Here is a 24,318-nt window from a genome sequence, read left to right on the forward strand (position 1 = left end):
GAACTCCTCGAGCGATACGGAGCAGCAGACCACGTGTGAGTGTGAGCAACGGGGTTTTCTCGATCACTAAAACCTCTTCCCAATGGCTCGTGTGCGGAGCCGCTCTTTCGCTTGGTGGGCTGGCAGCAGCATGTGGCCAAACCCCATCAGCCCCGCCAACCCAGCCCGTTTGGAGAGCGCTCGGAGGCCCCACCCACGCAAGTGCTATTTACAATGTGCACCAGAAGCGCGTGCTCGCGGCCCTGCAAGCTTCAAACGCGGGTGCTGTCCAGAATTCAAATACCTCAAACCAGGGAACCGCCCCTCCGGATGAGATAGGTCCCGACTACCGCGTGTGGCGCCTTGGCTCAGGCACGACTAGCGCGGCTTCGCGACACCATCGGGTAGTCGAAATCGCTTCGGGCATGAATTACTGGGCTGGTTCCCAATGGAGCCCGAGCGATGCCACTTTCGAGGCAACACCGGCTGGGGATGCCTTTGTCGCCACCCGTGTGCAGCATAGCGTGCGAATCGCCTCGAACCTGAACACGCCAGCGGCGGTAATCGTTGGCGACCCAAGCGCAGATCAAGCCAACGCTTTTCAGTGCACCCCGGTCGCCATCGCGCTTTACGATTCTGCCGGCGGCGGTTTTGCCGTAATCGGCAACATAACGGACTGCTCGGGGACGCTCGTCAGCAGCAACACTATCATTTTCCCTAATGCATTCCAAGGAGTTTGCGCCGACGTCGTTTTCACCCTGGAGCGCGGGTCGTTTCAGCAGGATGTTGTGATTACCGGCAGGGTGGACCCTGCAGACTATGGATTTCCGCCTGCCACCACCCGGATTCAGGTCATCTCAGAGTTTTACGCCACACCCCACCCCGAGCGACTACGCCGGCCGCTACGTGGAAAACGACGAAGCTGTCCGGCAGGCGATGACCACCCCTGACCTTGTGGACGAGGTCTTGGGATTCGGACAACTCGTCCTCACGACCGGACGCGCGTTTATGACCGCCGCCGCCTCATCTACCAACAGCGATGCGGTACCCGTCGCGAAGGAGCTTGCAAACGTCGGCGGCCGCAATCTCCTGTTTGAATCGGTCGTATATTCGTCGATCAAGCAGGCGCTTGCTTCATTACCCCCGTGTCAACCCAGAACCAGCTCGATCACGAAGAAATCGCATTTCATGTTGGCGAGGCTTAGTATCCCGAAGGCGGGCAGTGGCCCAAAGCCAGGCATCAGGAAGACCGGTCTTCGAGCCGGCCACTTAATCGCGCGGGCCGCTCCACCTTCCAAGTGCAAATAAATAGACGCAGCGTGCCGCCCTGCGGGCTAGTGGGGTCTAATCAGGGGTTCCCGGGAGGGGCTGTCCCTATGGCGCCCTGGCCGCTGCGGGGGCAGACTCAACACACGTACACGCAACACGCAGAACAGCTCGAAAATGTGCTCTCCGGCCACCTTGCCGGAGCCGCGATAATATGAACTCCAATCCCCTCATCCAGAACTCAAGCCTCATCCGTAACCGCCTGGCCACCTTGCCATTGGCCTACGCCGGCGAAATGCCGCAAGCCAACACCGAAGCCCAGATCAGCCCTCGGCCCCTCGAAATAATCATCCTGGGATTATCCATCACCTCCTGCCGGGGCAATGGGCATGCCACGATCTACCGCGGCTTGGTCCAGGAACTTGCCGCACGCGGGCACCGGGTCCTGTTCCTCGAACGCGATTCGGAGTGGCGCGCCTTCATCCGCGACCTGCCCAATCCGCCTTACTGCCGGCTCGCCCTCTACTCGACCTTTAAGCAACTCAAGGACCGCTTCGGGACCGCCATTCGCAACGCGGATTTGGTGGTTGTTGGGTCATTTGTGCATGAAGGGGCGGCCATCGGTGAGTGGGTCACGCGCGTGGCCCGTGGCATCACCGCCTTCTACGACATTGATACTCCGGTCACTTTGGCCAAACTCCTCCGGGGCAGCCTGGATTATCTCTCCACGGCCCTCATCCCGCGCTACCAGATGTATCTCTCTTTAACGGGCGGGCCAATTCTCGATCTGATAGCAAACCGTTACGGCTCGCCTATGGCCCGCCCCCTCTACTGCTCTGTCGATCCGCAACTCTACTACCCGCAGGCGCAGCCAAAGAAATGGGACCTGGGTTACATGGGTACCTACAGCGAGGACCGGCAGCCTGCTTTGGATGAATTACTGTTGCGGCCGGCGTGCGCCTGGAATAAGGGCCGTTTTATCGTCGCCGGGCCGCAGTACCCGCGTTCCATTCGCTGGCCAAAGAATGTGAAACGCCGCACCCACATTCCGCCGGCCAAGCACCGTGCCTTTTATAATGCGCAGAAATTCACCCTCAATATCACCCGGGCCCATATGATCGAGACCGGCTTTTCCCCCGGCGCGCGCCTCCTTCAAGCCGCCGCCTGTGGCTCTCCAATCATCAGCGATTACTGGCCTGGCCTCGAAACTTACTTCGAACCTGGCCGTGAAATCCTCCTCGCCCATTCCTCCAGCCAGGCCTTGCAGTACCTGATTGACACCACCGAAACCGAGCGACGGCGCCTCGCTGCGCGCGCCATGCAGCGCGTTTTGGCAAGCCACACCCCCCGCCACCGCGCCCTGGAACTGGAATCATACGTTCTGGAGCTTCTGGGAGGAGCTTCGAAGACCGCGGCTGACGGAGAGAGCCGGCGGCTCGGGCCTCAAGACGGCCCCTCGCCCCGGGAGCTTCCCTCCGCAGAACCCCTTGGGATTCTTAAGCCAGTTTGTTGTTAAACTGCGCGCCCCCGACCAAGAGACCCGACGCCTGGAAATGGCCCGATTCGTTCAGGACCTCAAGAGAATCGCGGACGCGATCGGGCGTTCAACAGCATGAATGCAAAAATCGACCGGTTCGAGGTCGCGGTCTTCCAGGTCCCTACCGATGGGCCTGAGTCGGATGGGACCTTGGAGTGGGATTCCACCACGTTGGTGCTGGTGGAGGCTTATGCGGGATCGGATGTTGGTCTGGGCTTTACCTACGCCAGCAAGAGCGCCGCTGTGTTGATCAGCGAAAAACTCCAAACGCTCGTGGCCGGGCGCGACGCCATGGACATCCCCGGCGCCTGGGAACTGATGGTTTGCTCGCTGCGCAATCTTGGGCGGCCCGGCATCTCCTCCATGGCCATCGCCGCCGTCGATATTGCCTTGTGGGACCTCAAGGCCCGCCTGCTCCAACTGCCTTTGGTCAAGCTCCTGGGCCAGGTCCACCCAGCCGTTCCCGCTTATGGCAGCGGCGGATTTACTTCCTACTCTATCGCGCGCCTGACCGACCAACTCGGCGGCTGGGCACAAAGCGGACTGCCCTCCGTCAAAATGAAAATTGGCCGCGACCCTGCCCAGGACCTGGCTCGAATTCGCGCCGCGCGCGAGGCGATTGGGCCTGACACAGAATTGTTCGTCGATGCCAATGGCGCTTACTCGCGCAAGCAGGCCCTGCTACAGGCCAAAGACTTCGAGGCCTGCGGAGTTCGATGGTTTGAGGAACCCGTCTCCTCGGATGATCTTCACGGCCTGCGCCTGATGCGAGACCGCGCTCCGGCCTCCATGCTGATTAGCGCCGGGGAGTATGGCTACGATTCTTTCTATTTCCGCCGCATGTTGGAGGCAGGCGCTGTGGATGTGCTGCAGGCCGACGCCACTCGTTGTGCGGGCATCACAGGCTTTATGCGCGCAGGCTCGCTCTGCGATGCCTTTTTGACCCCCTTCTCCGCCCACACCGCCCCTTCCATTCACCGCCATCCCTGTTGCGCGTTGGCACGCGCCCTCAATATCGAATATTTCTATGACCACTACCGCATTGAAGAAATGTTTTTCGATGGCGCGGCTAAACCGGTCCAGGGCAAACTTACCCCGGACTTGTCCCATCCGGGACTCGGCCTGGTCTTCAAGCGCGCCGACGCCCAACGCTATGCGGTTTGAACCCAGTCGTACCGATAGTGCCTTAGCCGTAACCAGCCAGTTTGAACAGAAGGCAACAGAGAAAATGGAGGCGCGAACAGAAAACCAAAACTCTGTTTGGCTCCCTTGTAGCTGGTCACTGAAGCGTGAGGCGCCGTTTGTGCCTCCGTTCCCCACAAAAGTGCTTCAAAAATCTCCGTTTCCTCCTGTTTCCCTTCTTCATGTTTCCGGCTTAGCGGCAACGATGCAACGTTGTTTGCGACGTTTAAAAGTTGGAAACGACGGATATGCTTAATGTCGCGCCGAGGGCGGTTATCTGTGTTTGTCTAGGATCACTCTGACTGGCAATTACTTATCTTCACCATTAGCTCCGCCTTTAGCGGTTGGCATAGGGCTTGCCTTGGGCTCAAAGGGAACAATCAAACAGGAAGATTTTATGAAGCGATTAATGGAAGACAAAGTTGCCCTCGTCACCGGCGGAACCAGCGGAATTGGGCGCGCTGCGGCCCTGGCCTTGTCACGCGCAGGGGCAAAAGTGGTGGTCGCTGGCAGGCGTGAGGCGGAAGGCTATGAAACCGTCGCGCTGATAGAGAAGGCTGGAGGACAGGGGAAATTCATCAAAGCGGACGTCTCCAACGAAGGTGAAGTGGAAAAATTGGTGGCGGACACTGTTTCCAAATATGGCCGGCTCGATGCCGCTTTTAACAACGCCGGGATCGAAGGCGAGGTGGGAAAACAGACCCATGAGCAGTCCGCCGCAAACTACAGGGCGGTCATGGATATCAATGTCCTGGGGGTCCTGCTGGCCATGAAGCACGAGATTGGCGCCATGCTCAAGAACGGGGGCGGGTCGATTGTGAACAATGCTTCCGTCGGCGCCCTGGTTGGCTTTCCCGGTGTAAGCGTTTACGTGGCCAGCAAGCACGCCGTGCTGGGCCTGACCAAGACCGCGGCTCTCGAGTATGCCAAACAAGGCATTCGCGTCAATGCGGTCTCTCCCGGGGGCATCGAGACCCCAATGCTTAATCGCTTCACCGGCGGACCGGGTTCCGATTTTTTCAATCAACTGGCCGGCATGCATCCCGTTGGACGCCTTGGGCGTCCCGAAGAAATCGCTGAAGCCGTGCTTTGGCTCTCATCGGACAAAGCCTCGTTCGTTACGGGCCTGTCTCTGACAGCGGATGGGGGTTGGACCGCGCAATGACCCCATGCTGTCCTGAAAGCCCCTTCTCATTCGTCATACTCTGGAAGCACACAATCATGAGATTTGGACTTATACCTGGTCGGAAGTTTTCGGCATTAACCGCGGGCCTGAGCCTGCTGCTGGTTGCCGGTTGCGGAGAGAGGGCGCCCCTGCCAAAACCCGCCCCGCCCGCGGTGACGGTCGCGCCGGTGGAACGCAAAGAGATTGTCGAGCAGGACGAGTTCACCGGGCGCATCGAACCGGTGAGAGCGGTCGAGGTCCGGCCACGCGTCTCGGGTTATATCCAGGAAGTCCGCTTCCAATCAGGCCAGCTTGTGAAAAAGGGCCAGGTGCTCTTTGAAATCGATCCGCGCTGGCACCAGGCGGCTTTCGACCAGCGCCAGGCCGAGTTCGAGGAGGCGAAGTTTCGCCTCGATAATGCGCGCCGCGAGGCCGACCGCGCTGCCCAACTGCTGACTAATAAAGCCGTTTCAGTCGAGGAAACCGACGCCCGCCAATCCGCCTATCAGGAGGCTAAGGCAGCCCTCCTCGCTGCCCAGGCGGCGCTCGACACGGCCAAACTCGACCTCGAATATACCAAGGTCCGGGCCCCTATCGACGGGCGCGTCAGCCGCGCGCTCCTGACTGAAGGCAATTACGTCAGCGGCCTGGCGGGCGGCGCCAGCCTCCTCACCACGATTGTGTCCGTGGACCCTGTCTATGTTTATGCGGACATCGATGAAAATTCGCTCCTGAAATTCAACGCCCTGGTGGGCGCCAACAAGGTGGAAACCGATGGCGCCGGCAAAATCCCAGTCGAATTACAGCTCGCCGATGAGACAAATTATCCGCACCGCGGCTGCATCGAGTCGTTTGATAACCGTCTCGATTCTGACACCGGCACCATCCTGTTGCGCGCGGTCTTTGCCAATCCCGATGGGCGGCTGGTCCCGGGTCTTTTTGCGCGAATCCGGGTGCCGGTCAGCGCGCGCTATCCGGCGCTGCTGGTCGAAGAGCGCGCTATCGGCACCGACCAGGCTCAGAAATTTGTGCTGACGCTGACATCCTCGAACACCGTTGCATACCAGTCGGTAAAGCTGGGGCCTGAATTCGAGGGCAAACGCATCGTCCGTTCCGGCCTGCAAGGGTCCGAAGAAATCGTGGTGAATGGACTTCAACGGGTGCGCCCCGGGATGCCAGTCGCCCCTCAACCCGAAATGGCCGGCAACAATGGCCGAAGCCTCGCCACGCGTTAGTAAGGAGTCCTTAACATGATCTACATCTTATCGATGCTTCCCCCTCTCCCCTTCGGGAGCGGAGAGGGCCGGGGACCATCCCACGGTCCTCCCAGTAAACCCCCTTCCCATTACACTCAAGGGTTTCCCGCATGAACTTCTCACATTTTTTCATCCGCCGGCCCATCTTCGCCGGGGTGCTCTCGACCCTCATTTTCCTCATCGGCTTGATGGCCATGTGGCGGCTGCCGATTAGCGAATATCCCGAGGTTGTTCCGCCGACCATTGTCGTTCGGGCCAATTATCCGGGCGCCAATCCCAAAACAATTGCCGAAACCGTGGCCTCCCCGCTCGAGCAGGCGGTCAATGGCGTAGAAGACTCGCTTTATATGTTTTCTCAAGCAACACCGGATGGCGTCATGACGCTGACGGTTACATTCAAGCTGGGCACCGACATAGACAAGGCCCAGGTGCAGGTGCAGAACAGGGTCTCGCAGGCCTTGCCTAAGTTGCCCGAGGAAGTCCGGCAGTTTGGTGTCACGACGACAAAGCAATCGCCGGACCTCACGATGGTGGTGCATCTCTTTTCCCCAAACGGGCGCTACAACGATGTGTATCTGCGCAATTATGCCACCTTGCAGGTTAAAGACGTGCTGGCCCGAATTCCCGGCGCGGGTGATGTCGAGGTTTTTGGTTCGGGCGATTACGCCATGCGCCTGTGGCTGAACCCCGACCAGCTCGCGGCCCGCAACCTCACAGCCAGTGACGTGGTGGCCGCTGTGCGCGAACAGAACGTCCAGGTCGCCGCAGGCGCAGTCGGCCAGCAACCCGTCTCGCGGCCAGTCGCGTTTGAGCTGCAGATCAATGCCAAAGGCCGGCTGCTTTCTGCCGAGGAATTCGGCCAGATCGTGCTTAAGACCGGTCCCAACGGCCAAAAAACGCTCCTTAAAGATGTTGGCCGCGTTGAACTCAGCGCCGACAGCTATTCTCTGCGCTCGCTGCTGGACAATAAGACCGCTGTCGCGCTGCCGATTTTTCAGACGCCTGGCGCCAATGCCCTCCAACTTTCCTCCGCAGTTCGCAGCACCATGGAGCAGTTGAAGAAGAATTTCCCCGCCGGCCTCGATTATGCCGTGGTGTACGACCCAACGGTCTTCGTGCGCCATTCCATCGAGGCGGTGGTGCACACGCTCTTGGAAGCCGTCCTGCTGGTCGTCATTGTAGTCATTCTTTTCCTCCAGACATGGCGTGCGTCAATTATCCCCTTGGCTGCCGTGCCCGTTTCGTTGATTGGCACTTTTGCTGTCATGCTGGCACTGGGATTCTCCATCAACAACCTCTCGCTTTTCGGACTGGTGCTGGCGATTGGAATTGTCGTGGACGACGCGATCGTGGTTGTTGAAAACGTCGAGCGCAACATTGCCCTGGGTTTGAGTCCGCCGGATGCAGCCCGGCGCGCCATGAGCGAGGTGACCAGCCCCATTATCGCCACGGCGCTGGTGTTGTGCGCTGTGTTTGTGCCCACGGCCTTCATCAGCGGCCTGACCGGGCAGTTTTACAAACAGTTTGCCATCACCATCGCCATTTCGACCGTTATCTCCGCATTCAACTCACTGACGCTCTCGCCGGCCTTGTGCGCAGTCCTGCTCAAAGCGCACGGGGCGCCAAAGGACCGCTTCGCCCGGCTCATGGACAAAGCGCTTGGCTGGTTCTTCGGTCCGTTTAACCGGGTGTTTGCCTGGTCGGGAAACCAATACTCCGCTGGCGTTGGGGCGGTGCTGCGCAAAAGCATGGTGGCTCTTGTGGTCTATGGCGGCCTGGTCCTGCTCACCGGTTGGAGTTTCAACCAGGTCCCCACCGGCTTCGTGCCAACGCAGGACAAGCAGTACCTAATCGCTTTCGCGCAATTGCCCGAGGCCGCCTCCCTCGACCGGACCGAGTCGGTCATTCGGCGGATGTCGGACATCGGGCTCAAACAACCGGGCGTGGAAAGCGCGGTCGCGTTTCCAGGGCTGAGTATCAGCGGGTTCAGCGTCGCGCCCGATGCGGGCATTGTCTTCTTCACGCTGAAACCCTTCGAGGAGCGCCGCGCCCCGAACCTTAGCGGCCCGGCCATCGCCGCCGCGCTGAACCAGAAGTTCGCTTCAATCCAGGATGCTTTCGTCCTGACGGTCCCGCCCCCGCCCGTTATGGGCCTTGGCACCATCGGCGGCTTCAAGCTCTACATCGAGGATCGGGCCGACCTGGGCTACGATGCCCTTTATCAAAATGTTCAGAACATTGTCGGCAAGAGCTATCAGACTCAGGGGCTTGCCAGCGTCTTCTCGACATTCACCGTCAACGTGCCCCAACTCGACGCCGACATCGACCGTATTAAGGCCAAACAGCAAGGCGTCCCGCTTCAAAATCTCTTCGAAACCATGCAGGTTTATCTCGGCTCGCTTTATATTAACGATTTCAACCGCTTCGGACGCACTTACAAAGTCATCGCCCAATCCGACGCCCGGTTCCGGGAGCGTCCGGAACAAATTACGAGGCTCAAGACCCGCAATGACAAAGGCCAGATGGTGCCGCTCGGGACGTTGGTTCGAGTGAGTGAAACACACGGACCGGCGCGCGCCATGCGATACAACGGCTACCCGGCGGCGGAAATCAACGGCGGGCCCGCCCCCGGCTTCAGCTCGGGCCAGGCCGAAGCGCTCATCTCCAAAATCGCCGCAGACACGCTGCCCAAAGGCATGGCCTTCGAGTGGACCGAGCTAACCTATCAGCGGATTCTGGCCGGCAACACCGCCATTTATGTTTATCCGCTGTGCATCCTGCTGGTGTTCCTGGTGCTCGCCGCGCAGTACGAGAGCCTCCGCCTGCCGCTGGCCATTATTCTCATCGTCCCCATGTGTTTGCTCTTTGCCATTGCGGGCGTTTGGCTCAAAGGCAGCGATAACAATATATTCACCCAAATCGGCCTGATTGTGCTTGTCGGGCTCGCTTGCAAGAATGCGATTCTCATCGTCGAGTTCGCCAAACACAAACAAGACCAGGGCCTCTCTTCAGTCCAGGCCGCCATCGAGGCCAGCCGGTTGCGGCTGCGGCCAATCCTAATGACCTCAATCGCCTTCATCGCCGGAGTGTTCCCGCTCGTCAAATCGCGCGGGGCCGGCGCCGAGATGCGCCAGGCGATGGGCATTGCAGTATTCAGCGGCATGATCGGGGTGACCCTGTTTGGCTTGTTCCTGACCCCGGTCTTCTACGTCACCTTGATGAAATTGGGCTTTAAAGCGAAAACTGCCCCTGCGGCAGAACCTCAAACCGGCATGGCGCCAACCCCTGCCCAATGACATATCACCGCAAAGTTGACAGCAAAACCCCGGGCGTCAATCATCTGCCGCATGAGCGACATCATTTATCCCCGGAGCCCGCGAGAGACCATGTGCGGCTGGATGCATCTGCCGCGCTTTATTGACAAAATCCGCCTGCATTTCGCCGGAAAACTCCATCCGGATTACCAGCCCAATTTCTGCAAAGGGTTTGATGGTCGGTGGCTCGAAGCTGCAGGCGTCGATGCGAAGCTTTTTCTGGATGTGGTGCGCAACTCGATTACCGACGGCCAAGTGTGCGACTGGGCGCTCAAGAACGCGAACAAGCCTGAATCGGTCAAGGCCGCTCTCCGCGAACGATTGTTAAACTACCCCAAAAAGGACGATCCCGAGATGCAGGCGCGCCTCAAGATGCGCAAAGAACAGGCCGGCCTGGCGCATCGGACCGACATTCAGAGTTTCGTCGATTTCATCGACGCAGACGAAAAACGGCTGTAAGGCACGTAGTGGTTCTTCCGCATAGTTTGCTCTTTAAGAAATTTTTTAAGCGAGGTTTTGGGATGGCAACGCCGTTTGACAACCGCCAGCAGTTGGATTAGGTGAAAACTGGCACAAGTAAGCCTGATATTCATATGAAAGCAATCTCATTACTCGCCTTGGCCGCCGCCTTCCTGGCCGTTGCCCTCGGCCAGGCCCAGGCCGGCGATATGCCCAAAGTCGGCGAGAAAGCCCCACTCATCCAGGGAACAGAACAGGACGGCAACGGCTGGAAGCTTTCCGGCGTGGTGGGGAAAAAAATCGTGCTGCTGTATTTTTATCCCAAGGACGACACCCCCGGCTGCACCAAGGAAGCTTGCGGGTTCCGCGACCGTATTACGGACCTCAAGAAAGAAAACGTTGAGGTTGTGGGCGTGAGTTTTGACTCGTCTGCAAGCCATCAGAAATTCATCTCCAAATACAATTTGAACTTTCCGTTGCTGGCGGATACGGAGGGCAAGATTGCCGATGCCTACGGCGTGCGCATGACCGGTCGAAACATGGCCCGGAGGGTAAGCTTCCTCATTGGATTGGATGGCCGGATCGTTCACATCACCGATTCCCCGAACGCCGCCACCCACCTGGCTGAGAACCAGGAGGCCATCGACAAAATGAAGAACGGGTGACACTCCAATTCACGTTTGCCTCGGGCTACCACCGATAATAGCGGTATGGATTATCTCCCATATCGAAGTCAGTGCGGTAATCGGGACAATAAGACGTGAGAGGCTGTGGGGCCTCGGGGTGGGAACTCAGCGAGTTTTCCACTCCAGCTCGCGGCCCCGTAGATTGGCGCCCCGACCGATCGCCGTCCGGAGCCACGGAGAAGCCCAACTCGCCCGTAAAGGCGAGGGGATGGAATATCCGGCTGTCCACTGGAAAACTTGCGCCCAAGTTGGCCAGGAGCTGGGCCACGGCACGGGTGGACCGCCACCGGGTGTAGCGCAAATAGGTCTTCTCATCCGCATGGAAGCAATCCGGGTCCACCTGGCAGAAGACAGCCACGCCCTTTCCGAGCTTTTTGCGGCCAATCAGGCCGTCCGCACCGAACTCGGCCCCTGCGCTCAACAACCAGTGAGGAGTGTCCAGGTAACAACGCCAGCGAAGGTCCGACGCGCTGAGGCCTCGAGCTTCAGGCCACTCCGGTGGCGACAGGGATCCGGCGAAAAGGGGTGCAGCCGGTTTGAGGGTGGCGCCGAGCCAGCCGTTTGCCTGCGAGCGCGGCAAAAAGAAGGCCTTGCCGCCTTGTTCCAAGTAGGCGGTGAGCGCTGCCGTGTCGAGGGCCGCATCCGGGCCGATGAGCAGCAGGCCGGCGCTGGTGTCCAGCGTAGCGGACTGCTGGTAACTCACCCCGGTTTTGTCCAGCCATGCCGCGCCCGATGGGCCGCCGAGATAAACGACCTTGCTCACCTGTGGAGAAAGGGGGGAATGAAGCGCGTAATCAACGATGCGCCCGGCCATGCGCCGCGTCGCGGGGTCCTCGAGCACGTGGTCTTCCAGGTCCAAGGTACAGACGATCACCCGGCCCTGGCCGTAGTCCAACTCCATGAGCGGCGTGTAGGCCAGGTCGAATTCGCACTCCAGCAAAGGGCGCCAGCCGCTACGGTGGGGCTTCTCGATGGCCGCGCTGGTGACTCCGCCGCGGTTGCTCCAGTGCCACCCCGCGTAGGGCTGGTTTCCTTCATTTCCTCTGAGGTAATTTCCCACATATTCAGGGTAGGCCTCAATCAACGCGCTGCTGCCGGTCCAGTCGCGGAGGTCTTCCGAATCCAGGGAGGACAAGGGCGTATGCAGAATAGCGGAAGGGACGGGGAAGACGCGCCGTGTCACCTTTGGGCACACGCGCCACCCGAGCGCGCGCGTTAGCCAGTCGGGGTCTTGGGCACAGATCAGAGCCCGACCTCCAGCCCGCACATAAGACTCCAACCGGGCGGCCGCTGCCGGGTCGTTCTTCAAGGTATTGCGCCCGATGACCACCAGACGTGGGGCAGACGCGCCTTTCCAGGAACGGGTGCGATAGCCCAGGCTCGCCAGCATCTTGCTGGTCATGCCGTTCGAATCCACAATAGCGATCTGACCGCGGCCCGGCTTGTCCTTGCCAAAGACACGAAACTCAAAACTATCCTGGTGCTGGGACTGGCCGATAGTTGCGGCAAGCGTAATCAGGCCATCGGTCTTGCCGCCGGCTTGCTCAGCGGGCGCGATGACATGGAAAGGAATGAACCGAATCTCGGAAACCGCCAGGCTGCCTTCCATCTGACCCTTCCCGACTAACTTTCCGCCGAGCGTGGCGTTCCAGGCTGCTGTGAAATTCTGGGGCTGGCGGGTATCGTTGATCAGGACGATCTGCTTCTCGATGTTCTGGCCTGGGCTGAAGTGGTGGTCCTTTGCCGTGTACGCCCCCGCTCTTTCAGGCGTCGCCTCAAGCAGGTTTTCCGGGTTTGAAATGAATTTGCGGTGGTCGCCTGCTGAGGGAGAAAGACCGGGGCCGGCGATCCACGCCAGGGTCGGACCGTTGATCTCCTTGAGCGCGTCCTGCATCCAGGACCAGGCGCGCAGGCCACCCGGCAGCCCCGCGGTCCGCCAGCTACGCCACGTATTGATACGGAAAAGCTGCTGGATTCTGTGGTTGTTGGCATACTCATCCAGGTGGTTCTCGGAACTCTCGTAGAGCATCCCGCTGCGAAACAGGCCGTGAAGATACTGCCGATATTTTGGTTCCTCCGCAGCATAGGCCTGCGCGCCAAAATAGATGGCAGCGAATTCTGTCAACAATGGTTCGCTCGTGATGTTGCGGGTGAACCCTTCGCGTCCGCGCCGGAACGTACAGTCCATCGGGGTGCCGAACTCGACCATGGAAACCGGCATCTCACCGCTTTGGGACCATGCGCTGAGCCACTCCTCGCGTTCCTGGAGCGGTAAGAGGTCCAGGTAGCAGTTCATCGTGTAAATGTCTCCCGTATAGGCCCCTGCATGGCTGTAATAGGCACGGGTCGGGTCCAGTTTTCTAAGTCCATCGAACATCTCTTTGGCGACGACCACCAGACGCTGCCAGCGCGTGTTGCTCTCATCCCAACCGCGGCGGCCCACATGGCGCGGGTCCGCGTCCACGGCGCTGTTGAAGAAGTTCATGCCGGCTATCCACATCACAGCAGAGGGATGGTTGCGGTAGTGGCGTATCCAGAGGCCGGCTCGGTCCAAAGCCCGTTGCTGATTCTTCTCCCAGACAGGGCCGCCGCCGCGATTCATCATGTACTTGTTGGCGTCCAGGATGTACACGGCCGCCAGGTATCCCGCCTGATCGGCGCGGTCAAGTGCTCGCCCCGCGTCGGAGGCATCGCCGCGTGTGTCCACACGCTCATCCCCGAACTCCGAAATGGTGTCGCCGACCTGCGGGTGCGGTCCCGAGTAGAAGCATTGCTGGCGCAAGTGGATTTCCGTGCCATTGAGGAAGAGCTTGCGTCCTTCGACCCAGAACTCCCGGAAACCGAATTCCTGGTTATACTCGTCGTCCAGGCCGGGGCCCGTGACTTTCAGCCGCAGGGTATAGAGATTGGGCTGGCCGACGTCCCATCGGCGCGGGTTGGCCCAGGGCCACGCGAGGGAAAAACTCTGCGTTTCCTTGGCAACCGCCACCGCGTCCGCCGTGAAACTCTTCTCGACCTCGCCTTTTTCGTTGAGCATGTCCGCGACGAACCGCACCTGGCCCGCCTGCTGAACACCGGTCAACTCCACATCAAGGGAGATGTCCTTATTCCGAGTTGAAGTGCGCACGAAAACATCGTTTACGTGGCCTTCCGAGGAACGGCTTTCCAAAAAGACGTTGCCGGTCAGGCCACGGGACTTTAGAGAAGCGGATGAAAAGGTGACGGTGCTGCTCAAGGCATTCTGCCAGAAGCTCCCCACTTGGTCCGCATCCGCGATGGCTGCCACCAGCACACGAATATCCGCCTCTTCTCCGGCCCTTACCACTGACGTAATGTCCACCGAACCCCAGGGCCACGGCACTCTTCCACATTCCTTGCCGTTGACATAGACAATGGCGTCCGTGCATACGCGGTCGAAGCGCAGGCTCATCGGGCGGCTTCCCCAGTCCGCCGGGATTCTCACCCGGCGCTCGTACCAGGCCCGCACCACCTGCGCTCCGTCATAGGCTTCCCACTGTGGGCCGCCACCAAGCGCCACGAAATCGGATGCCCTGCCCCGGGAAGTTTGCCAACTCCCCGGCACCTTGATATACGCCCACCCGGTCTTTGGCGGCGGCGCGGTTCCTTGGGTTGCGGGAATGAAGCGCCAGATGCCATTCAACGAAACCTGTGCCCGCTTTGCGTTCACGGTTTTGACGCTTGTCACGTCCCAATTCAGGCTGATGCCGGATGGTAACACAGCGTCGGGCGCCTGCGTCTGTCCCACCGCCGAGCCCGTATTCGCCCCAGGGCCTTTAAAATCCCCATGAGAAGGCACGTTCACCTGGGCCCAGGCCGGTGTGCCTGCGACACAAAGCGCCAGAATCAGTAAAAGGAAACGCGAGGCCGCCTCGATGGCCTGGCGCAATAATTGATGATTCCTGGTGAGCACCGCGAGCCAATGGTTCATCTTCTCAGCATTGGCCTTATCAGACCAATGCTCGAAGAGCGAAGCGGCCTGGTCTAGCGGCAGGCGCTCGCCTGTGGGATGGATTTCGAGCGTGAACGATGTGCGCCGTGGCCCCATCAATTCGACCGCGCGGGTTACGAGCTTCGAGAGGCCCGCGGGCCCGAACATCGGGGCCACTGCCCGGCGTCCGCCATATTCGAAAGACAGGGGAATCTCAGTCAAGAAACTCAGGTGATCAGAAACGCCAAAGGGACTGAAAGTCGAAAGAGGATGGCCGTCGTGCAAATGGAAATGGACGGGCTTTTTCAAAGCCGCGATTCTCTGCACTAAATCCAGGACTGCGACAGCCCCGGAACTGACGGCGTCTTGCACATCGGCCATGACTGCCGGCAACCGGGCGCTCTGCGCCTTTAGGGCGCAGATATCTTCGCCTCCGTGGCTTCGGGCATAAGCCGCCCGGGCCTCGCGAATGCCCACATGGCCGATGTCGATGCAGGCGCTAATGCGGTCCAGATCAGGGATAGCCGAAAAAAAACGGGCGAAATCATCCGGATCGAGTCCCGCGGCATATTCAATGAAGAGCATTGGGCATTGGCTGGTCTTCTCGAGCTGGTCATCCATCTTCCACGCTGCGGCGATATAATCCTTCTTTCGTATCGACATGGTCGCATGGTCATGGAGCACCAGTCCGTAAACCTGTCCGGCAAAACGCGCCGCAAAATCCGAGATTCGCTTTCGGCTTGGCTCCTCGGCCAGATTGAAGCCGCGGGCCAGATGCACAACAACGGGAGCGTCTTCCCATGGGCGGAAGCCCATCACGTGCACCAGATGTTCCGGCGTGTCGGCGTGCATTTCGGCGCCCATGCCGGCTTCCTGAAACCGGAGGCGAGCAAGTTCCATCAGGCAATCGTCACCCTCAATTCTCTTTTCAAACAGACCTAAGGTCCTGACTTTGGATTGAGCCAAAATGCTCATGGCTTGTTTGGGCCGTGCAGGCCCTGCTGCGGGCGCGTCTGCACCAGGAAAATCTGGCCGTTCAACACGAGGCCCTCAATATCCTGCGGTTGTTGCAAGGCCTCCTCGACGAAACGGCCAACAGCCCCCAGGCGCCGCCCCAGGCCTTGTCGCGCGATCGAGTGGCAGCTCAGCTCAATTCTTGAGTAATCTACGGTTTCTCGCCGCAAACCGCCCGCCGGCTCGGGCCGGGATGCCTGGCTGAAGTTGGCAAATGCCAGCATGGTTGTTGCAAGGGATTCTTTATCGCAGACCATTCGATAGGGACTTCCGCGGGTCGCTGCCGAGACCAGGGTTTCTCCCAACCCGACAACAATCTCAGCATAGACCTCCTGTACACGGTGGGTAACAGGGTTGACTGTGTGCAGAACGAAAGCGAGGTCTGGAAAGAGCATTTCCTGAATCAGCACCGCCATATGGACTTGCTCGTGGGAGACGCCCGCCTGCTTGCGGCTTAATGCGGCGCGCTGGCTCCACAGAGAGGCCCAAACCGTCCGTATGGCGGACGCTATATCCGCCGGCGCCACATTCGGGACAGAATCGTAAAGGCCGGCTCCGGAGAGCGCCTGCAAATCCTCACAGTTGGCGCTGGAGCGAACGATAAGGCGGCTGTTTTTTGAAAACCGTTGTGCCGCCTGCCTGGCGATGGCATCGGGCATTCCAAGCCGTTGAACCAAATCCCGCAGGTGTTGCGTTGCGGCCTTGAACTTCCCGGAAGCCAATCCGTCCAGCCGCGTTACCCAGTGCCGATACTCAGTCGCCACCTGGGGCGCCGCTGCCAACTCCGCCTCCATGACGCCAAACGGCACGACGAACCCAGGCGGTGTGCTGAATCCCGCCCCTTCCAGGCGCGCCAGCTCGGCCAACCGGCGCATGCCTGCCGCTTTGCCGCCGCCCGTCTCGACCACCGCGTTTTCGAGCGGAATCCAGGCGCTTTCCAGGTTCAGGCGCACCGCGGGAATTGGGGGAGCAGGCCGGTGTGACTCGCTGGCCGGCGAGGGAGGCTCCGCCGCGCTTTCCCACGCGACCCTGTCGGGACGAGCCACAAAAGAAATCGTTTGCCCCTCGAAGCGTTGCAGGCGCTCGAATTCCGCAAGCTCCTCACACGCGGCGAAAACCACCGTTGCTTGCCGAGACCGCACACCCAGGTGCGACAGGTGCGGCAGCTCATGAGCCAAAACGATGCCCACGACATTTTTCGGAACCTCCTCGTCGCCTGCCGCCTTCTTTAAAAGAACCACTATTGGTTCCTTCAGCTCACCGTTCAATTGAGCAAGCGAGTCTGCTGTTTTGACCCGGCCTATAGCCCGGCCCCCGACCAGCACATCCCATCCCGCCAACCCAAGCCGTTGGCGAAGCCGGCGCAACAGGCTCGTTGCCAGTTTCGAGACCTGGAAAATGACATGGGCCCGGATATCGGACTCGCAAAACACGCGGAGCGCATGCTCAGCGACCCCCAAGGCGTGGCCCAGTTTCTCAGCCCGCGCGGAGAACAGGGCGATTGTTCGGGCGCCGAAGTCCTCCGCCAAGCGGCGGCAGCGGAGCAGTGTGGCCTTCATTCTGAGAAGCTCATCGCGCTCCGCCGAAGCAGAGACCTTTCCCCAGGCCTCGAATTCGGCCACCAAGGCGTTTGCCTCCGGGGGGTCCACGCCGGTCAGGACGAGATTCTTGAGCGCCAGCAGCAAGGTCTCTATCCGGCACTCCCAGGCCCTCTCGGGGGTTGCGCTTTCGCAAGCGTTGATGATTTGGCTCAGCAGCACGAACGCAAAGTCCTCCAAAGCGATGTCTGCCAGCAGGCGCTCTTGGTTGTTTTGCTGTGCCTTTGATTCGGTATCAGCAAAACCCTGGCGCAGGGCGGTGAGGGTCCGCAGAGCGGCGAGCTGTTCGACCAAAACAGTGCCGGCCTTTTCGCGCAGGAACGACCCAATCAAATCAGCTTGCCTGGCATCTACGGAAGGAGCCAGCGCTCTCAGGCGCTCATCGAGTGACTGCGCGTTGAAGAACTCTTTCAATTCCTTATGGAAGATTTTGAATTGTTCGACAAAAGCGGGCGAATACGCCGAGTCCGCCGCCGTAATCCGCTCGAGCAGCGCGGATGAGGCGGCCAGGTCCTCGGGCCCGGCGCACCGATGGAGTTTGTTTTGCAGGCTGGTCTTAATCTCGCGTTTCAGGTCGCTATCGATATCATTCCGGTGGGCGATATCGCGAATCCGCGTCAAAGGCTCCGGGCGCTGAAAGGCCGGCGACGAGGAAGGCAGCCAGGGATAAATCTTGCGGACGATGAGCGCGTTGTTGGAGGTCTTCAACCGCGCCAGCCGCTCCTGGATTTGCGAGGCGATGCGCGCATGATGCTCGGGCCGGAAGTGCCGTCCGTCCTCAGTGCAGGCGATCTGGCCTGTGCCCAGGAATTGCAGGTAGATAGCCACGTCAATCAGTTGGTCAGCCCTCAGCGGTGGGTCTTCACGCGCAAGGATGCCCCGAACAAAATCCAGCTTCTCGCGCCAACTCCGGCAACGCCGGTCCCCTTCCGCCAGTTCGCCTGCAATATCTCCCTGAGACGCGCGAGGCATTTCTTTCTTTTTTGGGACCGGCGAGGCGGCGCCTGGGCGGGAGGTCCCAACGGCGCTGGCGTTGCCCGTTGTGCCGGCGGCCCCGGATTTCCATAACTCGAGCAGCCGGTCCCGCGCATCGTTGAGCAAAGAAGGCGGATGGGGCCACTGCTCGAGGATAGCCGCGCCGGAGAAGTTCCTTTGTTTGAGGCGGGCCAGCAGGCCGCGGACGCCGGAGTCATCGCGTGAGGCCGGGCCCGTGAAGAACGGCAGATGCGTGTCCGCATCGCCCCAATTCTCATGGAGATGAAGATGAATGATTGGCACCTGATTATCGAGACGGTCACAGAACCGCAGGTAATCGTTGCGAGTGGCTGCGCAAAGGTTGGTGTGGCCCACGTCGAGGCACATCCCGACATGGCCGATGCTCAGAGGTTCCAACGCGCGCAGACGGCTGAAAAGCTCGTTGAATTGTTCTGGCGAATGATCCGGGGTGTTCTCAATGGCCAGTTGCAATCCAACCTCGGCGGTCCGCTGCATCAGCGGCCGGAGGGCTTCCACAAAAGCCGCCAACCCTTGTTCATGAGACAAGTGCACATTGAGGAGCGCGGCGTCCAGGTCACGGGCAAGTTCCAGGTCCTTCCAGACCAAAGGAAAGGAATCTGACGCCAGCAAATCCGCCTGCCACCGCGCGTGCACTGAAAACCGTATGCGACCGGTGCGGCCCGCCGCCCGGATGCGCTGTCGGGCGTTGGCGTTCAGGTCGCTCTCATCCCAGCCCACTCCGGGCTTTTTGTCCGGGAACCATTCGAAGGCGTCGAATCCCTGGCCGAGCGCGTAATCGAACGGCTCAAGAGGGGGCGCCCAGCAGGTGGTCTGGTTGCCGATGGCTATCATGCAGCCTCATTCCAGCCCGACTTGTGGCCGGGTTTGAACCAGATAGTAGTTGTCCCCGGCAATGGCTCCCTCGATGTCCTGGGGCGAACCGCTGACCCGCTCGACCTCCAGGCCGACTCGCGCAAGAGTGCCGAGCAGCTTTTGGCGGAAAGGTTCATCCCACACCAAAGGCTCCTGGGTATAATCCAACTCCACTTGCCGGGGAATTTTCAGCAAGACGCTATCGTAAAGACCGGCCCCGGAGTAACCGGCCAGGTCCTCACCGTTTGAATCGGACCGAAAAATCAAGCCATCTCCGTAAAGGCCGATACTTTTGCCGGGAAAGGAAAGGAGTGATTGCTTCCCGCCAGGCTTGCCGCACACAAAGCTCAACGCTCGGCCAGGGTAATTGCCCACGAGCGTTTCTCCCAGGCCCAGCACCACTTCGCCGAAAAGTTCGTCGCGGTTGCCATTGGCCGGATTAACCGTGTGGAGCACAAAGGCGTAGTTGGCCGGGACGACCTCCTGAATCAGCACCGCCATGTACAAAGCGTTGTGGGCAAGCCCTACACGCTGACGGCTTAGAAAGGCCCGCTCGTTCCATTTCGAGGCCCAGACTTGTTTGATCCGCTTCCACGCCGTGTCCCAGTCTTCAGGCCACCCGAGGCCGGCTTGTTTCATGGCCTCGCGCAAGGCCTCCTTGAGCTCTTCGGGCGCGGCCAACGAAAGCACCGTTTCCCGCAGCGCGGCCAGTGGCTCCGTGCCGCCACTGGCGGTCTGCCCAACCAACTCCGCGTAGCGTTTGGCAGCTTCTGCGTTCTGTTTGAGCCCAAGCACTTTTTCAAAAACACCAAACGGAAGCGCCGCCGAAGCCGGCAGACGGATCCATTCCGGCAGACGCCCGCGAAGCGCTGCCTGGCGGCCGGCCTTGCCTCCTACCAATTTCTCGTCGAAACCTGCCAGCGGAACGGCATATTTCGTGAAGGAGCGCGCTGCAACCGACAGACGCGGCGCCCGGCGCTGCGGGCTCTTGGCGGGGGACTCGGGGTTTTCGTTGGCGATCACCTCCCCAGCCGGGCTGACTTCCAGTTGGACATGCCGTCCCCGCAGAGATTTCAGATGCTCCAACAATTCAGCGTCATAGCAGGAGGCTAAAAGAACCCCGGCGTTCCTGGCGCGCACCGCCACGTGGGAAACGATATCCACAACATCAGGAACCAAGACGGCGGTCACACCTTCGGGAATTTCCTCTTCGCCCGTGACCTTCTGAGCCACCACCACCCTGGGTGTTTCAAAACGCTTCCCCTGGATTGAGCGCAAGGCGTCCACGACCTCGACCTGACCTGCGGCGGTGCCGCGGCTGATGGTCTGCCAGTTGCCGATGTGCGCCGCCTGGCGCAGCAATGGATCGATGGAGCGCAGCAGGGCCGCCAGCACAAACCCCAAGCTGCTGCCCCGCACCACCTCTTCGCTGAACTGGGTAATTGCCCAGGGCTGTGCCTGAAAACCTTGCCCGAGCAGCTCCGCTTTGGGCTGGAGCAGTTGGTAGAGGTGATCGGTCCAACTGCTCAGAGCGCGCGCGGCACGGTCCACCACCGACTTGGCGTGAAGCGACCACTGCGCGCCCAATCGCGGTAGAGATTGCAGCCGCTGCCAGTGCCTCGAGCAGGCGGCCAGCTCCGGCTCTTCAAAGGAAAGGGTCACATTCTCCAAGACCCCGGTGATGAGGTCAATCAACTGGTCCCCACTGAGCCGCAAATGAATATTCCGTTCGACAGCGGCGCGCAGCAACTGTTCCAGGGCGAGATCAAGATAAAGCAATTCGCGCAGGCCTTGCTGCCGGCTGAACAGGCTCGATAACCGGCGGCGGGCCTCGGTAGTCTGGCGCACCAGGTCCACAAGCGCTTCCGGGGGGTCATTGCGGCGCTTCCAGGCGTGGTCCAGCAATCCCTGCAAACCAGCGTCCACCTGGCTTCGCGCCGCGTTGATGGCCGTCTCGAGGTCCGTGCCCGAGTGGCTGGCCTTAAGGATTCTGAGGAAATTCTCGAAATCATGAATCAATCCCTCCTTCAAGTGCGGCACAAAATCTGGATGGCTCCGGATTGGCCGTTCGAAACTCTCGAGGCGCCGGCGTGTGACCCCGCCTGCCTCCAAGGTCTTATAGAACGAATCCAGGTTGCCGTTGTTTCGCAGAAACGCCAGGTAGGCCTCACAAATCACCAGGTCATCGGGGGTGGTGTTGTTGTGTAATTTCTGATGCCACTCTTCCAGGAAATGGCCGCTCACCTCCTTGATATGGTGGCGGTGCATAATGTTGAGGACCTCATCACGGATTCGCTGGCCTTCCCCACCGCGCCCCACCGTGGCCAGGGTCATTCGCATCAGTGGCCGGCTGCCAGGCTCAGCCCGGTAAATCTCGCTGAGCTTCTGGGTGAGACGCTCCTGGGCGTGAGCTAATTCCCTGGGCTTCGTGTTGTAATTCCGCTGCCAGGTCAACTGGCGGATGGCCGAGAACCGCAGATAAACGTAAATGAGCGCCAGGCCATCGACGCTGGCGCGCACCCGCTCGATCAAATCATAGCATAGGTTAAACCGATGCATCAGAGTCCAGGAATTGTGAGCCCTCTCGGCCCGAATGATCTCCTCGGCGATGTCGGCGTGCTGGGTCCCTCCCGGGCCGCTGGCGGATGGGCGCGCCGGCTCAGCCAGAAGAATCTGGTAATTGCGCCCGTTGTTGTTGTCCCAGCGCCCGTCCTTAGGAAAAAAGAGAACAAACTCCAGCGCGTCATAATCCTTGGCCGGGCCCAGGCGGATGACCAACTGGGCCTGGCCGTTGCTGTTGGGGAAGGGTGTCTGGACCGCGCCTTCACCGGCCTGCACCGTCCCGGGCGGCCAAGCCGGCTGCGGCGGCGCGTGCCAGCCCTCCGCCTTGGGACGCCTCAGTCCCCAATGCAACACCAAGCCGCTCGCCGCCGGCGCTTGCAGGGTAACTTCCACGTCCGTTTCGGACCGGCGGGTTTGGGCGACCAATTTCAAGCCGTCTCGAGTCGTGACGGTTTGGCTGGTCACTTTATTGTCATGCTCCGCCTGGTTCACTATGCAGCCTTAATATAATTGTAAATACTCAGATAGTTCTGGCCCGGATGATTCCAGGAATAATCGCACCGCATACCGTTGACCATCAACTCGCGGAAATGCTGAGGATAATGGTTCCACATCCCGATCGCCCGCTGGAGGGCCGATTCCAGGCCCTGCCAATTGTAATCGTTGAACACGTAACCATTCCGCTCAGGATACGGCTTGGGGGCGTAATTGGCGTCGAAGACCGTATCGGCCAGGCCGCCGGTGTTCCTGACCACCGGCACAGTGCCGTACTTAAGGGCGATGAGCTGCGTCAGCCCGCACGGTTCATATTCACTGGGCACCAGTATCATGTCCGAGCCCGCGTAGATGAGATGAGCCAATTCCTCATTGTAACCAATTTCCAGGTGGCAGTCCGGGTGATCATTGAACCGCCGTTTCAGGTTCCAGAAGGCGGTATTGATATCTCCCTGCAAACTTGCCCCCAGGAGCACAAACTGGCAACCCCTCTCGAGGCAGTAAGGGACGGCTTGCAGAATCAGGTCCACGCCTTTCTGGCGGTCCAACCGACCCACGAAGGACACCAGCGGCTTCATCCCCTGGCGCAGCCATAAACGATTCCTCAGTGTTTCCTTATTGATGTACTTATCGTGCAGTGAGCCAAGTCCATAACACCTGGCAATATGCGAATCGACCTCCGGGTTCCAGACACCGTAATCCACCCCGTTCAGGACGCCGCCAAACTTCTGATGATGCGCCCCCAATATCCGTTGCAACCCCATTCCCAGCGGGCTGCTGCGGATTTCCCACGCATACCTGGGCGAGACGGTGGTTACAAAATTGGAATAGACGATGCCGCCCTTCATCGCATTGACCGCTCCGCGCCTGTAATCGTCCAGCAGCCGGTCGTATGTCATGAGAACGGCCGGATTCAACCCGACTTCTCGGAGCAGTTGTTCCCCATGGATTCCCTGGTGTCCCACGTTATGCAGTGTAAAGCAGGCGCGCGGGTGGCGCATCCCCAGGTGTTGATATATTTCATACAACAGCACCGGCGCCAGGGCCGTCTGCCAGTCGTGGCAGTGGATGACCTCCGGATGCTTGTTCGATTTGAGCAGGAACTCCATCGCCGCCCGGCAGAAAAAGGCGAACCGCTCGCCGTCGTCCTGGTGTCCATAAAAGACCCCCCGATGGAAGAAACTGCGGTCCGAATGGGGCTCGATGAAGAAGCATTTCAACCCGTCCACCCAACCAAAATACACATCGCAATGCACCCACTGGTTGTAATAGGGCACCCACAGATCACTGTAAGTCCTGGTCAGCCCGGCGATGCGGTCATAACGCATGCAGTCATATTTGGGCAGGATAATTTCCACCGCGTGGCCGCGGATGGCCAGTTCTTTCGACAACCCATGGACGACGTCCGCCAAGCCGCCGACTTTGGCAGCAGGCGCGCATTCCGATGCGATCATCACGATAAACATCAGCAATAGGGGCTAAAGGCTCACGTTATCTGCACGGATTCGACCCTGTTACTTATCAGAGCCCGCCCAAATCGGCCAAGGAAATCATCCACTTGGGAAAGCGGAGAGAAATTGCCGCAATCGTCCCCGCCCCTTCGGAAGGGGGAGGGAGAAGCATCGGCTTGCCGCCACTGTTCAGGCCGGGCCAATCAGAGTGCAAATGAACCCGGAGGGGAGGAGCGTCAAGACCTGGGTTCCCCGGGTTCATATGAGTGAAAAAATTAGTCAGATTTAGTCAGATTTGGTTGGATGCGGCAGGAAGCGATTTTAGGTTCCAAAACCGCAGCCCCCCAATGGAGGAAAGGTAAAGGGCCTCCTCTCCCCGGCCCTCTCCTCCAAGAAGGAGGAGAGGGAGTTCGCGGCTGGCGCAACAGTCGCCGAAGGGAGGAGCCGGGCAAGGGTTGGCGCATTTTTGTCGAGTAACAGGTCGAACTGCAATTTGGCGCAATTAGCTGCAATTTGGTGCAACCAGGTGCAATTTG

Annotated in this window: 12 protein-coding genes; 8 read left to right on the forward strand and 4 right to left on the reverse strand. The window is 59.8% G+C overall.

The genetic code is table 11. From position 1 onward, the window contains the following. The 8 genes from VG146_17915 to VG146_17950 form a co-directional block, all read left to right on the forward strand. On the forward strand, window positions 1-929 hold a 929-nt coding region (locus VG146_17915), incomplete at its 5' end, for a hypothetical protein (GenBank protein HEV2394231.1). 530 nt (window positions 930-1,459) lie between these two features. Further along, a complete protein-coding gene (locus tag VG146_17920) occupies window positions 1,460-2,761 on the forward strand; it encodes a glycosyltransferase (protein ID HEV2394232.1) in 1,302 nt (433 codons plus the stop codon). A 96-nt stretch (window positions 2,762-2,857) separates the two neighbouring features. Beyond that, window positions 2,858-3,946: an enolase C-terminal domain-like protein gene (locus VG146_17925; protein HEV2394233.1), complete on the forward strand. Its 1,089-nt coding sequence runs from the start codon at window positions 2,858-2,860 to the stop codon at window positions 3,944-3,946. A 415-nt stretch (window positions 3,947-4,361) separates the two neighbouring features. Next, window positions 4,362-5,129, forward strand: coding sequence for an SDR family oxidoreductase (locus tag VG146_17930; GenBank protein ID HEV2394234.1), 768 nt, complete (start codon window positions 4,362-4,364; stop codon window positions 5,127-5,129). Between the two features lie 56 nt (window positions 5,130-5,185). Beyond that, window positions 5,186-6,364, forward strand: coding sequence for an efflux RND transporter periplasmic adaptor subunit (locus tag VG146_17935; GenBank protein ID HEV2394235.1), 1,179 nt, complete (start codon window positions 5,186-5,188; stop codon window positions 6,362-6,364). 131 nt (window positions 6,365-6,495) lie between these two features. Next, window positions 6,496-9,681: an efflux RND transporter permease subunit gene (locus VG146_17940; GenBank protein HEV2394236.1), complete on the forward strand. Its 3,186-nt coding sequence runs from the start codon at window positions 6,496-6,498 to the stop codon at window positions 9,679-9,681. A gap of 51 nt (window positions 9,682-9,732) precedes the next feature. After that, window positions 9,733-10,158 (forward strand): DUF5069 domain-containing protein, encoded by a 426-nt coding sequence (locus VG146_17945; GenBank protein ID HEV2394237.1) that lies wholly within the window; start codon window positions 9,733-9,735, stop codon window positions 10,156-10,158. A gap of 134 nt (window positions 10,159-10,292) precedes the next feature. Further along, complete coding sequence (locus tag VG146_17950) at window positions 10,293-10,823, forward strand: peroxiredoxin (protein ID HEV2394238.1); 531 nt, start codon at window positions 10,293-10,295, stop codon at window positions 10,821-10,823. Window positions 10,824-10,848: 25 nt separating this feature from the next. Here VG146_17950 and VG146_17955 read toward each other — a convergent pair whose 3' ends face one another. The 4 genes from VG146_17955 to VG146_17970 are packed head-to-tail and all read right to left on the reverse strand — an operon-like array spanning window position 10,849 to window position 23,785. Next, entirely contained in the window at window positions 10,849-15,768 is a 4,920-nt protein-coding gene (locus VG146_17955; GenBank protein ID HEV2394239.1) for a beta-galactosidase, read from the reverse strand. After that, window positions 15,765-19,253, reverse strand: a complete 3,489-nt coding sequence (locus tag VG146_17960; GenBank protein HEV2394240.1) for a PEP/pyruvate-binding domain-containing protein — start codon at window positions 19,251-19,253, stop codon at window positions 15,765-15,767. Before VG146_17960 ends, VG146_17955 begins: the two co-directional genes overlap by 4 nt. Window positions 19,254-19,259: 6 nt before the next feature. Continuing rightward, a complete protein-coding gene (locus VG146_17965; GenBank protein ID HEV2394241.1) occupies window positions 19,260-22,328 on the reverse strand; it encodes a PEP/pyruvate-binding domain-containing protein in 3,069 nt (1,022 codons plus the stop codon). Then, window positions 22,328-23,785, reverse strand: coding sequence for a glycogen synthase (locus tag VG146_17970; GenBank protein HEV2394242.1), 1,458 nt, complete (start codon window positions 23,783-23,785; stop codon window positions 22,328-22,330). Before VG146_17970 ends, VG146_17965 begins: the two co-directional genes overlap by 1 nt. Window positions 23,786-24,318 lie beyond the last annotated feature (533 nt).

This window comes from Verrucomicrobiia bacterium (assembly GCA_035946615.1).
Taxonomy (GTDB): Bacteria; Verrucomicrobiota; Verrucomicrobiia; order Limisphaerales; family UBA8199; genus DASYZB01.